This is a genomic window from Streptomyces sp. NPDC104761, assembly GCF_055583445.1.
Window position 1 is genome coordinate 237,697 of sequence record NZ_JBVJNZ010000012.1, and the last position, 14,277, is coordinate 251,973.

The window sequence follows — 14,277 nt, forward strand, 5'->3', positions numbered from 1 at the left end:
CCCGGGGGACAACCCCCGGACCCCCGGCCGGAGCCGCCGCACAGCCAAGTCACATCAGCCACGGCTGATCATGCTCCTCAAAAAGAAGCGCAGGTTGGCCGGCTTCTCCGCGAGCCTGCGCATGAAGTAGCCGTACCAGTCGGTGCCGTACGCGGTGTAGACGCGCATCCGGTGGCCCTCGGCGGCCAGCCGCAGGTGCTCGTCGCCGCGGATGCCGTACAGCATCTGGAACTCGTACTCGTCGGGCTTGCGGCCGGCACGCCGGGCGAGTTCCTGGGCTATGGAGATCAGGCGCGGGTCGTGGGAGCCGACCATCGGGTACCCCTCGCCGTCCATCAGAGTCCGCAGGATCCGTACGTACGCCTTGTCGATCTCGTGCTTCTGCTGGTAGGCGACCTCGGCGGGCTCCTTGTAGGCGCCCTTGACCAGGCGGACCCGGCTGCCGGAGGCGGCGAGACGGCGGGCGTCGGCCTCGGTGCGGAAGAGGTAGGCCTGGATGACGCAGCCGGTCTGCGGGAAGTCCCGGCGCAGTTCCTCGTGGATGGCGAACATCGAGTCGAGGGTGGTGTGGTCCTCGGCGTCGAGGGTGACGGTCGTACCGATGGCGGCGGCGGCCTCGACGACGGGGCGGACGTTGGCGAGGGCCAGTTCGTGGCCCCCCTCCAGCGCCTGGCCGAACATGGACAGCTTCACCGACATCTCGACGCGCTCGCCGAGGCCCAGCTCGCGCAGGCGGTCGATCAGCGCCAGGTAGGCGTCCCGGGCGGCGGCGGCCTGCTCGGGGGTGGTGATGTCCTCGCCGACGACGTCCATCGTCAGCTCCAGGCCGCGGCCCGTGAGCTCCTCGATGATCGGGACGATGTCCGCGACCGACTCGCCGGGGATGAAGCGGTCGACGACCTGCTTCGTCACCGGGGCCGCCGAGATCAGACGTCGCATCCGGTCGCTGCGCGACGCGGCGAGAATCACGGGACCCAGCACGGGGCACCTCCACAACACATGCCAGACAGGCCGCGATCCGACGATGTGGATACGGCACGGGGAACCACCGTGATAGTCGGGGATCCCTCCGATCGTGGGCCATCGACAGCTGTCACGCATCCGTGCAGGGGATCTCAGACAGATGTATGAAGGCGGCCGTGGATTGGGGGAGAATGCCCGGGTGACGTCGGAATTCAAGGGTGACTACCAGGAGCTGGTCGACGAGATCTCGGAGCTCCTCGGCGTCCCGGCGACCCTGGAGAACCGCGACTTCGAGCTGATCGCCTTCGGGGCGTACGACAGCGAGGGCGATCTCGATCCGTCGGCGCTGGACCCGGTCCGCACCCGCTCGATCCTGACCCGGCGATCGACGGCTGCGGTCCGCACCTGGTTCGAGGGGTTCGGCATCACCCGGGCGACCGGTCCGGTGCGGATCCCGCCGACCCCGGAGGCCGGCGTGTACCGGGGGCGGATCTGCCTTCCGGTACGCCATCGGGGTGTCGTCCTCGGCTATGTGTGGCTGCTCGACTCCGACCCGGGTCCGACCGACGCCCAGCTGGCCGCGGCCATGGGGGTGGCGGGGCGGATCGGGGCGCTGCTCGCGGACGAGGCGCAGGCGGGGGCCGGGCTCGGCCGGGAGCTGCGGGCGGTGCTGGTCGCGGAGGGCGGCTGGCAGCGGGACATGGCGGTGGCCGAACTGCGTACCGCCCTCGGCACCCGCGCGGACGCCCCGCACACCCTGGTCTGTGTCGCGCCCTGGCCGTCCGCCGACCCGGACGACGCCCCGTCCCCGCGCACGGTCCCGCACGCCACCGCGCTGTGCGCCCTGCCCTGGGGCGCGACGGGCCACAGCCTCGCCGTACTGGTCCGGCTGCGCAGCACGGACGCGGCCACGCCGGCCCTGACGGCGGCCGCCCGGCTGCTCAAGGAGGCGGAGGAGGCCCGGTCGGCGACGGCCCGCGGGGCGGGGGCACGGACGGCGGCGGCCGTCGCCGCGGGGCTGGCCGGGCCGGCCCCGGCGCCGCAGGGCTGCGCCGCGGGGGTGGGCGGGGCCCGGACCGGGCTGGCGGGGCTGGGCGCGGTCTGGCAGGAGGCCACGGCGGCCGCCCGGGCGGCGCTGGCGGAGCCGCGGCTCGGGCCGGTCGCCCAGTGGGCGGAGATCGGCCCGTACCGCCTGCTGACCGCGCTGCCGCCACAGGCCCCGCAGGACCCGGCCGTGGCCCCGCTCCTCACCCCGGCCCACCACGAACTGGCCCGCACCGCCGAGGTCTACCTCGACCACGCGGGCCAGGCGGGCCGCACGGCCACCGCGCTCGGCATCCACCGTCAGACCCTGTACTACCGCCTGTCCCGCGTCGAACAGCTCACCGGTCTCGACCTGGACGACGGCGAGGACCGCCTGCTGCTGCACATGGCGTTGAAGGCGGCCCGGCTCGCCTGAGGCGCGCGTTCCCGGTGCCTTGGCGGGAGGCCGGTCGGCGTATGCTCCGCGTGTTCACATCAAGGGTGTCGGCGGGGGCGGACGATGGGTGATGCGGGTCCGGGCATACGGCAGGGCGGCGCCGCCGAGCCGGCGGCGGCGGAGCGCCGGGCCCGCGGACGGCTCCGGCCGGGCCGCCGGGCGGCCGCACTGGGGATCGGGGCGCTCGCCCTCGCGGGCTGCGCGTCCGGAGCCGTCTGGCTCTTCCGGGACGACCTGCCCCATCCGCTCGGCGACGAACGGGCCTGCGCCGGAAGCGAGCAGCGGCTGCCTGACCGGATCCTCGTCCATGGCACGCCGATCCCCTCCGACGCCGCGGACGTCCACTACTTCACCCGGAACGGCAGCGCCACCGTGTCCTTCCGCAGCGGCCTGCTCCCGGACTACCTGCGCGACGCGGGCATCGTGCCGGCGGCCGCGGACCTGTTCGACGAGCGCCACGGCAGCGTCGGCGTGGCCGGGGAGCCGTACAGGCTCCCGGACGGCCTGTGCGGGCCCGCCCTGCGGAGCCCCGTCTGGTACTACCACTCCGTCGACGGCGTCCGGGTCACCGTGGAGCGCTCACCGCTGTACGGCGACGCCCTCCGGTTCCCGGCCCGTGCCGTGATCACGTACCCGCTCGGCTGACCGGCGCCCCGGCACCGGCCCGTGAGGCGCGTCAGCCCCGGTTCGCGGCCTCGACGATCCGGCGCAGTCCCTCGGTGAGCGCGTCGCCGTCGGGTGCGGTCTTCGGGTCGAAGGTCCATGCGGAGATCAGGCCGGACATCAGGGTCATGTAGAAGCGGCCGAGGGTGTCCGCGGTCTCGTCGGAGACCTCCTCCTCCGGTACGCCCATCATCAGTGAGGTCAGTCCGCGGCCGCCCTCGCGCTGGGCGCGGGCCAACTGGTCGCGCACCTCGGGCATCTGATCACCCATCGCCATGATCTCCACGCTCAGCCGCCACATCGTGCCGGGCTCGCGCATGCTGCCGACGATGTTCGTCCACACCTCGCGGAACCGTTCGAGGGAGCCGGGGGCTCCGGTCAGCCCCCCGTCGCCGCCCTCGAAGGACATCTCCTCCACCAGCGCGATGTAGGCCTGGGCGAGCAGCGCGTCCTTGGAGCCGTAGTGGTAGCCGATCGAGGCGAGATTGGTGCCCGACTCCCTGACGATGTCGCGCGCCGTCGTCCGCGCGAACCCCTTCTCCAGCAGGCAGCGCTTGGCGCCTTCCAGCAGATCCTCACGGTGTCCCATGCCGGCCACCCTACCCGAGTTCCATACAAGCGTCCTAGACGCGTGAATTATACAATCGTTCTAGACAAGCGTTTAAGACGCCCGTACATTCCTTGGCATGACGAACCCGACGAGCACGACGACGAGCACACCCGAGCCCAACTCCCTTGCCGGGCGCCGTGAATGGACCGCACTCGGCGTGCTGATGCTGCCGCTGCTCCTGGTCTCGATGGACGTCTCGGTCCTCTACTTCGCCCTCCCGGCGATCGGCGCGGACCTGGCTCCGAGCGGCACCCAGCAGCTGTGGATCCTCGACATCTACGGCTTCGTCCTGGCCGGTCTGCTGATGACGATGGGCGCCCTTGGCGACCGCATCGGCCGCCGGCGCCTGCTGCTGTCCGGCGCCGCGGCCTTCGGCGGCGCCTCGCTGCTCGCCGCGTACGCGGACAGCGCCGGGACCCTGATCGCCGCCCGCGCGGTCCTCGGCATCGGCGGCGCGACCCTGATGCCGTCGACGATGGCGCTGCTGCGCACGATGTTCACCGACCCGGGCCAGCGCGCGAAGGCGATCGGCCTGTGGTCGGGAGTGATGACGGGCGGGATCGCGCTCGGCTCGGTGATGAGTGGGATCCTCGTCGAGCACTTCTGGTGGGGCTCGGTCTTCCTGGTCAACCTCCCGGCGATGGCCCTGCTCCTGGTCGTCGGCCCGTTCCTGCTCCCGGAGTCCCGCAACCCCTCCCCCGGCCGCTTCGACTGGCTGAGCGTCCCGCTCTCGATGGCCGCCGTGCTCCCCGTGGTCTACGGCGTCAAGGAGATCCCCTCCGAGGGCTGGCACCCGCTCTACGTCGTCTCGGTCACCGTCGGCCTGCTCTTCGCCGCCCTCTTCGTCCACCGTCAGCGCACCACCGCATCCCCGCTGATCCCGCCGGCCCTGCTGACGGCCCGGGGCTTCACCCCGGCGCTGGTCCTGAACCTGGTCGCCTCGCTCGCGATGATGGGTTCGGCGATCTACACCACGCAGTACCTGCAGTCGGTCCTCGGGATGAGCCCGCTCGCGGCGGCGCTGTGGAGTCTGCTGCCCTCGGTGTTCATCGGGGCCGCGGGGCCGCTCACGGCACAGCTGGTGCAGCGGGGCGCCGACCGGGGGTACGTGGTCGCCGGCGGTTTCGCGGCCATGGCGGCCGGGTTCGTGCTGCTCGCCCTGACCGGCACCGACTCGCTGTGGCTGGTGCTGACCGGGGCCGGTGTCCTCGCCTGCGGGATGGTCGCGATCGTCTCCCAGCTGACCGACCTGGCGATGACCGGGGCTCCGGTGGAGCGGGCCGGGACGGCGTCCTCGCTCCTGGAGACGGCCGCGGAGTTCGGCGGTGCGCTCGGCATGGCCGTACTGGGCTCGATCGGTACGGCGGTCTACCGCCACGAGATGCCGGCCACGGCTCCGGCAGGCGCTCGCGAGACCCTGGGCGGCGCCCTGGCGACGGCGGCCCGGCTGCCGGGGCCCGCGGGAGAGTCCCTGGTCCGCTCCGCCCGGGAGGCGTTCACGAGTGGGATGCAGGGGGCGGCGATCGCGGGGGCGGTACTGCTGGCACTGGCGGCGGTGGGAGCGGCTCTGACGCTGCGGAGGGGGTGAACTGCGCAGAAGCTGACCATGCGAACGCCGGACGGGCTGATCCACTCAGCCCGTCCGGCGTTTGAGGACATGACGCGAGCCTTCCAGCCCACCGAGTCGGGTGGGCGGGCGGGCAAGAAGAATCAGACGAGGTTCACCGAACGAGCCGACGTGGCCCCGATCTCCGCCTCGACCTCGGCCAGCACGCCGGGGGCCACCGTGTCGTCGACGGTGAGCACAGCCAGCGCCTCGCCCCCCGCCGCCGCACGGGCGACCTGCATGCCGGCGATGTTGATCCCGGCCTCCCCGAGGATGCGGCCGACGGTGCCGACGACACCCGGCCGGTCCTCGTACCGCAGCACCAGCAGGTGGTCGGCGATCGCGAGGTCGACGTCGTAGTCGCCGACCGCGACGATCTTCTGGAGGTTCTTCGGGCCGGACAGCGTGCCGGAGACCGAGACCTCCTCGCCGCTGCCGAGGGTGCCGCGCACGGTGACGACGTTGCGGTGGTCGGCCGACTCGGAGCTGGTCGTCAGCCGTACCTCGACGCCGCGCTCCTGCGCGAACAGCGGGGCGTTGACGTACGACACCGTCTCGTCGACGACGTCCTCGAAGACGCCCTTGAGCGCGGAGAGCTCCAGCACCTTCACGTCGTGCTGGGTGATCTCGCCGTAGACCTCGACGTCGAGGCGGACCGCGACCTCACCGGCGAGCGCGGTGAAGATGCGGCCGAGGCGCTCGGCGAGGGGCAGGCCCGGCTTGACGTCCTCGGCGATGACACCGCCCTGGACGTTGACCGCGTCCGGGACCAGCTCACCGGCGAGGGCGAGGCGGACGGACCGGGCGACGGCGATGCCCGCCTTCTCCTGGGCCTCGTCGGTGGAGGCACCGAGGTGCGGGGTGCAGACGACCTGGTCGAGCTCGAAGAGCGGGGAGTCGGTGCACGGCTCCTTGCTGTAGACGTCGAGGCCGGCGCCGGCGACCCGGCCCTCCTTGAGCGCCGCGTACAGCGCCTCCTCGTCGACGATGCCGCCGCGCGCGGCGTTGACGATCCGCACCGACGGCTTGACCTTGCGCAGCGCCTCGTCGCCGATCAGACCGACCGTCTCGGGGGTCTTCGGGAGGTGCACGGTGATGAAGTCGGCGACTTCGAGCAGCTCGTCCAGGGACAGCACCTTGACGCCCATCTGGGCGGCGCGGGCGGGCTGGATGTAGGGGTCGTAGGCGACGACCTTCATGCCGAAGGCCGACATGCGCTGCGCGACCAGGGCGCCGATCCGGCCGAGGCCGACGACACCGAGGGTCTTCTCGGCGAGCTCGACACCGGTGTACTTGCTGCGCTTCCACTCGCCGTTCTTCAGCGCGGAGTTGGCCTGCGGGATGTGGCGGGCGCTGGAGATCAGCAGACCGCAGGCGAGTTCGGCGGCGGTCACGATGTTGGAGGTCGGGGCGTTGACGACCATCACGCCGGCCTTGGTGGCGGCGGAGACGTCGACGTTGTCCAGGCCGACGCCGGCTCGTGCGACGACCTTCAGCTTCTTCGCCGCGGCGATGGCCTCGGCGTCGACCTTGGTGGCGGAGCGGATCAGGATCGCGTCCACGTCGGCGATGGCGGGGAGCAGTTCGGCTCGGTCTGCTCCGTTGGTGTGCCGGATCTCGAAGTCCGGGCCCAGCGCGTCGACGGTGGCGGGCGACAGCTCTTCAGCGATGAGTACGACAGGTTTCGAGCTCACGTGAGTCCTCACATGTCCAATGCGGACGGCCGTCCCGACGGCCGCAGGCGGTGGAGGTTGGCTAGCCGCGTGGAGACGCACGACGCTGTGGGCCTGACGCGTATGTAGTACGGCAGTGTAGTGGCGGGACGGAGGTCGTCCTGCGCCTCTGCGGAAGGATCACCCGTCCGGGGTTCGACGGGGTGGACAACAGGGCCGGGGCGGCTCGCCCCGGCCCTGTCACCTGGGGCTCACGCGTCTTCGTTCACCCAGGACATCAGCTTGCGCAGCTGCTTGCCGGTGGTCTCCAGCAGGTGCTCGGAGTCCTGCTTCTTGTACTCGTTGTACTTCTTCAGACCGCCGTGGTACTCGTCCATCCAGTTGCGGGCGAAGGTGCCGTCCTGGATCTCGGCGAGGACCTTCTTCATCTCGGCCTTGGTGGCATCGGTGATGATCCGCGGGCCGGTGACGTAGTCGCCCCACTCGGCGGTCTCGGAGACCGACCAGCGCATCTTCTCCAGGCCGCCCTCGTACATCAGGTCGACGATGAGCTTCAGCTCGTGCAGGCACTCGAAGTAGGCGATCTCCGGCTGGTAGCCGGCCTCGACCAGGGTCTCGAAACCGGCCTTGACCAGGGCGGAGGTACCGCCGCACAGGACGGCCTGCTCACCGAACAGGTCGGTCTCGGTCTCCTCGGTGAAGGTGGTCTTGATGACGCCGGCGCGGGTGCCGCCGATGCCCTTCGCGTACGACAGCGCCAGCGCGAAGCCGTTGCCCGTGGCGTCCTGCTCGACGGCCACGATGCAGGGCACGCCGCGGCCCTCCTCGTACTGACGGCGCACCAGGTGGCCCGGGCCCTTGGGGGCGACCATGCAGACGTCGACGCCGGCCGGGGGCTTGATGAAGCCGTAGCGGATGTTCAGGCCGTGGCCGAAGAACAGGGCGTCGCCGTCGTTCAGGTTCGGGGCGATGGACTCCTCGTAGACCTGGGCCTGGATCGGGTCCGGGACGAGGATCATGATGACGTCGGCCTCGGCGGCGGCCTCGGACGGGGTCACCACGCGCAGGCCCTGCTCCTCGGCCTTCGCCTTGGACTTGGAGCCCTCGTGCAGACCGACACGCACGTCGACACCCGAGTCGCGCAGCGACAGCGCGTGGGCGTGACCCTGGCTGCCGTAGCCGATGACCGCGACCTTGCGGCCCTGGATGATGGACAGGTCGGCGTCGGCGTCGTAGAACAGCTCGGCCACTTTGGGTTCTCTCCTTGGTGTGCAGGTGTTGCGTCCCACCGTATGACGGTGGGCGGACGGGAAGTTTCGGGGTCTCGGCATACGGGCGGCCGGCGGGCCAAGGCGGATCGTCGGCCGCCCGTGTCAAGCCTTGCTCAAGCCTTACGCAGATCGGTCGAGGGCGCGCAGCGACCGGTCGGTGATCGAACGGGCCCCGCGTCCGATCGCGATGGTGCCGGACTGCACCAGTTCCTTGATGCCGAACGGCTCCAGCATCTTGAGCATCGCGGTCAGCTTCTCGCTGCTGCCGGTGGCCTCGATGGTGACGGCCTCCGGGGAGACGTCGACGGTCTTGGCGCGGAACAGCTGGACGATCTCGACGATCTGGGAGCGCGTCTCGTTGTCGGCGCGCACCTTCACCAGAACGAGTTCGCGCTGAACGGCCGAACCCGGCTCCAGTTCGACGATCTTGAGCACCTCGACGAGCTTGTTGAGCTGCTTGGTGACCTGCTCCAGCGGCAGCGCCTCGACGCTCACCACGATCGTGATGCGGGAGATGTCGGCGTGCTCGGTGACCCCGACGGCGAGCGAGTCGATGTTGAAGCCGCGGCGGGAGAACAGGGCGGCGATGCGGGCCAGGATGCCCGGCTTGTTCTCCACCAGGACGGAGAGCGTGTGCTTGGACATTTTCTTCTGCGTCTCTCTCTCAGCGTCTCTCTTGGTGTCTCTCGCTCAGTCGTCTTCGTTGTCGCCGAAGTCGGGGCGGACGTCCCGGGCGGCCAGGATCTCGTCGTTGGAGGTGCCGGCGGCGACCATCGGCCACACCATGGCGTCCTCGTGGACGATGAAGTCGACGACGACGGGGCGGTCGTTGATGGAGTTCGCCTCCTCGATGACCTTGTCGAGGTCGTCCGGGGACTCGCACCGGATGGAGTAGCAGCCCATGGCCTCCGACAGCTTGACGAAGTCGGGGACCCGGGTGCCGCGGGCGTCCGGGTTGACGTCGTCGGGCCCGGAGTGCAGCACCGTGTTGGAGTACCGCTGGTTGTAGAAGAGGGTCTGCCACTGGCGGACCATCCCGAGGGCGCCGTTGTTGATGATGGCGACCTTGATCGGGATGTTGTTCAGGGCGCAGGTGGTCAGTTCCTGGTTGGTCATCTGGAAGCAGCCGTCGCCGTCGATCGCCCAGACGGTCCTGCCCGGCTGGCCGGCCTTGGCGCCCATGGCGGCCGGGACCGCGTAGCCCATGGTTCCGGCGCCGCCGGAGTTCAGCCAGGTGGCGGGCTGCTCGTACTGCACGTAGTGCGCGGCCCACATCTGGTGCTGGCCGACGCCCGCCGCGAAGATCGTGTCCTCGGGGGCGAGCTGCCCGATGCGCTCGATGACCTGCTGCGGCGAGAGCGACCCGTTGTCGGGCAGGTCGTAGCCGAGCGGGTAGGTCTCGCGCCAGCGGTTGAGGTCCTTCCACCAGGCGGTGTAGTCGCCCTGGTGGCCCTCGCCGTGCTCCTTCTGCACCGCCTGGATCAGGTCGGCGATGACCTCGCGGGCGTCGCCGACGATCGGCACGTCGGCGGCGCGGTTCTTGCCGATCTCCGCGGGGTCGATGTCGGCGTGGACGATCTTCGCGTACGGGGCGAAGCTGTCCAGCTTGCCGGTGACGCGGTCGTCGAAGCGGGCTCCGAGGGCGACGATCAGGTCGGCCTTCTGCAGCGCGGTGACGGCGGTGACCGCACCGTGCATGCCCGGCATTCCCACGTGCAGCGGGTGGCTGTCGGGGAACGCGCCGAGCGCCATCAGGGTGGTGGTGACGGGCGCTCCGGTGAGCTCGGCGAGGACCTTGAGCTCGGCGGTGGCGTGCGACTTGATGACGCCGCCACCGACGTAGAGGACGGGCCGCTTCGCGGAGGTGATCAGCTTGGCGGCCTCGCGGATCTGCTTGGCGTGCGGCTTGGTCACCGGACGGTAGCCGGGCAGGTCCATGACCGGCGGCCAGGAGAAGGTGGTCTTCGCCTGGAGGGCGTCCTTGGCGATGTCGACGAGGACCGGGCCCGGGCGGCCGGTGGAGGCGATGTGGAACGCCTGGGCGATCACCCGGGGGATGTCCTCGGCCTTGGTGACGAGGAAGTTGTGCTTGGTGATCGGCATGGTGATGCCGACGATGTCCGCCTCCTGGAAGGCGTCCGTGCCGATCGAGGAGGACGCGACCTGCCCGGTGATCGCCACGAGCGGCACCGAGTCCATGTGCGCGTCCGCGATCGGCGTCACCAGGTTCGTCGCACCCGGACCGCTCGTCGCCATGCAGACGCCGACCTTGCCGGTCGCCTGCGCGTAGCCGGTGGCCGCGTGGCCCGCACCCTGCTCGTGCCGGCACAGGACGTGGCGCACCCGGGTGGAGTCCATCAGCGGGTCGTAGGCCGGCAGGATCGCGCCACCGGGGATGCCGAATACCGTGTCAGCGCCGACCTCCTCAAGCGAGCGGATGAGGGACTTCGCACCCGTGACGTGCTCGACGGTCGGGGTGTGCTGTCCTCCGGAACGGGGCCGCGGCTGCGGATGGTGGGCCCCGGTGGCCTGCTCGGTCATCGGCATTCTCTTCTCGATGCTGAGGGTTTTTGCGAGGTTCGTACGGGTTTTCGCTGCCGTACGTCTGGTGCTGGTGCAACAAAAAACCCCTCGTGCCAAAAGGCAAGCGAGGGGAGCGCGCCGGTGTGGTCGCTGGGGATTCCGGATCGTCCTCCGGTGGGTCCCAGCTCAGCCGACGCGCTGTCCAAGTACGAGAATTCGGGTGCGCATGGAACTGACCCTCCCTCTGACGCGCACCACGTGTCAAGTGGGTGGGACAGGAGTCTCATTATGTGAGCGTAGGCCACTTCCGCCTCCGAGCACCGCGGGTACACCGGCAGGCACACCACCGGTGTACACCCCCGGGCCGCTTCCCGCGAACGCCGGCTCGGCCGGTGCGTGCGGAACCGGATAGTGGCCGGACCCGAGCGCCCGGCGCAGCCGGTACTCGTCCACCGGGCCGGAGAACGCCATGCCCATCCCGTGCGTGCACCCCATCGCGCGCAGCGCCGTGACCTGCTCGGGCAGGTCCACGCCCTCGGCCACGGACTGCAGGCCGAGATCGCAGGCGATCCGCAGCAGCCCGCTGGTGATCTTGTGCAGCCGGGCCGACTCGACGACCCCTTCGACCAGGCTGCGGTCGAGCTTGAGCACGTCGACGGGGAGCTTGCGCAGAGCCGTGATCGCCGCGTAGCCGCTGCCGAAGCCGTCCAGCGCGATCCGGACACCGTGCCGGCTGAGCGCGGTCAGCCGCCGTTCCAGCTCGTCCAGCGGGACCCTGGGGTCGGTGTCGGACAGCTCCAGGAGCAGCGCCCCCGAGGGCAGCCCGTGCCGGGCGAGCAGGGCCTCCACGGAGCCGAGCGGCGAGGTCCGGTCGAGCAGCCGCCGGGCGGACGTCCGGACGGCGACCGGCACCACGAGCCCGCCGGCGGCCCGCTCGGCGGCCTGCTCGACCGCCTCCTGGAGGATCCAGCGGTCCAGCTCGGCCGTCTTGTCGCTGTCCTCGGCGACCCGCAGGAACTCGGCCGGCGTGAACAGCACCCCTTGCGAGGAGCGCCAGCGTGCCTGCGCGGAGACCGATTCGATCCGGCCGTTCTCCAGGCACACCACGGGCTGGTGCAGCAGGGCGAACTCGCCGTCGTGCAGGGCGGCCCGCAGCCGGGTGGCCAGCTCCGCCTTGCGTACGACGTCCTGCTGCATCTGCGGCTTGTACAGCTTGACGCAGCCCTTGCCGGCCGACTTGGCGCGGTACATCGCCAGGTCGGCGTTGCGCAGCAACTCGCCCGCGCCGAGACCCGGTTCGGCGAAGGCGACACCGATGGACGCGTTGACACGGACATCGTTGCCGTCAATGGCGTACGGCTGGGAGAGGGTCACCCTGAGGCGGTCGGCGAGCTCCAGGATGTGCCGCTCCCGGGCACTGCGGTCACGGGTGCCGTCGCCGACGATCAGCGCCGCGAACTCGTCGCCGCCCAGCCGGGACGCGGTGTCGCCCTGGCGGACCGCGTCCTGGAGTCTGCGCGCGGCCTGGACGAGCAGCTCGTCCCCGGCCTGGTGCCCGATCGTGTCGTTGACGGCCTTGAACCCGTCCAGGTCGATGAAGAGCACCGCCGTGTTCCTCAGGGCCGGGCCCCGGTCGGAGGAGCGGCGGCCGGACAGGGCCTGCTGCACGCGCCGGGTGAACAGGGCACGGTTGGGCAGGTCGGTGAGCGGATCGTGCTCGGCGTTGTGCTGGAGCTGCGCCTGCAGGCGCACTCTCTCGGTCACGTCCCGGCTGTTGAAGATGAGGCCGCCGTGGTGGCGGTTGACGGTGGACTCGACGTTGAGCCAGCCGCCCTCGCCGGACCGGAACCGGCACTCGATGCGGGTGGTGGGTTCCTCCGCGGAGCTGGCGGCGAGGAAGCGGCGCACCTCGTGCACCACGCAGCCCAGGTCCTCGGGATGGATCAGGTTGGCCAGCTCCGAGCCCACCAGGTCCTCGGCGGCCCTGCCGTAGACCCCGGCGGCGGCCGGGGAGACGTACCGGAGGATGCCGTTGGGTGCGGCGATCATGATGACGTCGCTGGAGCCCTGCACCAGGGAGCGGAAGTGGTTCTCCTGCTGCGCCAGTTCCTGGGTGAGGGTGATGTTGTCGAGGAGCATGATGCCCTGCCGCACGACGAGCGCGAGGACCACGCAGCCGGCGGTGATCAGGACGACGTGGTCCGGACTGCGGCCGTTGAGGACGTTGTAGAGGATGCCAAGGGTGCACACGGCGGCGGCCAGGTACGGGGTGAGGGCGGCCAGGGATCCGGTGATCGGCCGTCCGGCCGGGTACCGGCTGTGATCACCTCCCGGGGCGGGCGCCGGCGGCTGCTTGGCCGCCGGGGCACGCCCGCCGGGCACGTGCTCGTGGACCACGCGCGTGTGCCCCTCGGGATCCTGGGCGCCCTGCGGCCGGGGGGCGGCCCAGGGGGCGTACGCGAGCAGCAGCGAGCCGGCGAACCAGCCCGCGTCGAGGAGCTGGCCGGAGCGGTAACTGCTGTGCAGCAGCGGCGAGGTGAACAGGGCGTCGCACATCACGGTCAGGGCGAGGGCGCCGATCGCGGTGTTCACCGCGGTGCGGTTGCCAGGCGAGCGCCGGAAGTGCAGTGCGAGGACCATGCTGACCAGGGCGATGTCCAGCAGCGGATACGCCAGCGAGAGCGCGGTGTGCGCGACGCTGGGGCCGTCGAACCGGGCGGCCTGGGCGAGCGCGAGGCTCCACGACAGGGTGAGCAGCGAGCCGCCGATCAGCCAGGCGTCCAGCGCCAGGCAGATCCAGCCGGCCCTGGTCATGGGCCGCTTGGCCAGCACCAGCAGGCCGACGATGGCGGGCGGGGCGAAGCACAGGAAGAACAGGTCGGCGTAGCTGGGGCTGGGCACGGGCCGGTGGAGCACGACCTCGTACCATCCCCAGACCGCGTTGCCCAGGGCCGCCATCGCCGAGGAGAGGGCGAACAGGAGCCAGGCAGGTCGAAAGCGGACCCGCGGGGAGCGGGCGTAGAAGAAGCACGACACGGCGGCGGTGCCGGCGGCCGCGGTCAGACCGAAGTCGCCCATGAACAGGGCGATCTGGTTCGAGCCCCAGTCGAACGCGGCACCGACGGCGTATCCCGCGCAGATCAGGGCCAGGACGAGTTGGCGGACCACGCCGGTCCCGCCGCCGGTCGCCGGCGGCCGGGGGTACTGCTTCCCCGCCGGAGGCTGCGCCCGCAGCGCTCCGGGGAGGGTGGTCGTCACAGGCGTCGGCGTCGTCACCGGACCCTCCCGGTCCGCACCGCTCCCGGGTCCCGCGGGTCCCGGTGCGCCGGGTGAGCGTGCCTCCTGCGTCCGCTGTGCCTGTGGTGGTGGTGATGGCTGGTGTGGTGGCCGCGTCTGCGCGCAGCTGTGCGCCAGGGTCGCCGCCGGCGGCTCCGCCGCGTCGGATCGTTCGTCCATAGGCCGTGCATCGCCCGTCGCCCCCCTCACAA

At 71.1% G+C, this 14,277-nt stretch carries 10 protein-coding genes; 3 read left to right on the forward strand and 7 right to left on the reverse strand.

Annotated elements, in window-relative coordinates; translation table 11 throughout:
• Positions 1-54: 54 nt before the first annotated feature.
• A complete protein-coding gene (locus ACZ63F_RS30110) occupies positions 55-981 on the reverse strand; it encodes a proline dehydrogenase family protein (protein ID WP_469715575.1) in 927 nt (308 codons plus the stop codon).
• Positions 982-1,123: 142 nt separating this feature from the next.
• Here ACZ63F_RS30110 and ACZ63F_RS30115 point away from each other — a divergent pair, with 142 nt between their 5' ends.
• Both ACZ63F_RS30115 and ACZ63F_RS30120 read left to right on the forward strand, forming a co-directional pair.
• Complete coding sequence (locus ACZ63F_RS30115) at positions 1,124-2,422, forward strand: PucR family transcriptional regulator (protein WP_469715577.1); 1,299 nt, start codon at positions 1,124-1,126, stop codon at positions 2,420-2,422.
• Between the two features lie 84 nt (positions 2,423-2,506).
• Complete coding sequence (locus ACZ63F_RS30120; protein ID WP_469715579.1) at positions 2,507-3,088, forward strand: hypothetical protein; 582 nt, start codon at positions 2,507-2,509, stop codon at positions 3,086-3,088.
• Between the two features lie 31 nt (positions 3,089-3,119).
• Here ACZ63F_RS30120 and ACZ63F_RS30125 read toward each other — a convergent pair whose 3' ends face one another.
• Positions 3,120-3,695: a TetR/AcrR family transcriptional regulator gene (locus ACZ63F_RS30125; RefSeq protein ID WP_469715581.1), complete on the reverse strand. Its 576-nt coding sequence runs from the start codon at positions 3,693-3,695 to the stop codon at positions 3,120-3,122.
• A gap of 97 nt (positions 3,696-3,792) precedes the next feature.
• Between ACZ63F_RS30125 and ACZ63F_RS30130 the strand changes: the two genes are divergently transcribed.
• Positions 3,793-5,304, forward strand: a complete 1,512-nt coding sequence (locus ACZ63F_RS30130; protein WP_469715583.1) for an MFS transporter — start codon at positions 3,793-3,795, stop codon at positions 5,302-5,304.
• A 122-nt stretch (positions 5,305-5,426) separates the two neighbouring features.
• Here the strand turns inward: ACZ63F_RS30130 and serA are convergent, their stop codons facing one another.
• From serA to ACZ63F_RS30155, 5 genes are all read right to left on the reverse strand, one after another.
• Positions 5,427-7,016 (reverse strand): phosphoglycerate dehydrogenase, encoded by a 1,590-nt coding sequence (serA, locus tag ACZ63F_RS30135; RefSeq protein ID WP_469715586.1) that lies wholly within the window; start codon positions 7,014-7,016, stop codon positions 5,427-5,429.
• 230 nt (positions 7,017-7,246) lie between these two features.
• Complete coding sequence (ilvC, locus tag ACZ63F_RS30140; protein ID WP_294004239.1) at positions 7,247-8,245, reverse strand: ketol-acid reductoisomerase; 999 nt, start codon at positions 8,243-8,245, stop codon at positions 7,247-7,249.
• Between the two features lie 141 nt (positions 8,246-8,386).
• Positions 8,387-8,911 carry an acetolactate synthase small subunit gene (gene ilvN / locus ACZ63F_RS30145; protein WP_046726929.1) on the reverse strand — a complete coding sequence of 175 codons (525 nt, stop codon included), beginning with the start codon at positions 8,909-8,911 and terminating at the stop codon, positions 8,387-8,389.
• A 45-nt stretch (positions 8,912-8,956) separates the two neighbouring features.
• Positions 8,957-10,807 (reverse strand): acetolactate synthase large subunit, encoded by a 1,851-nt coding sequence (locus tag ACZ63F_RS30150; protein ID WP_469715590.1) that lies wholly within the window; start codon positions 10,805-10,807, stop codon positions 8,957-8,959.
• A 243-nt stretch (positions 10,808-11,050) separates the two neighbouring features.
• Positions 11,051-14,065 carry a putative bifunctional diguanylate cyclase/phosphodiesterase gene (locus ACZ63F_RS30155; protein WP_469715594.1) on the reverse strand — a complete coding sequence of 1,005 codons (3,015 nt, stop codon included), beginning with the start codon at positions 14,063-14,065 and terminating at the stop codon, positions 11,051-11,053.
• Between the last annotated feature and the right edge of the window lie 212 nt (positions 14,066-14,277).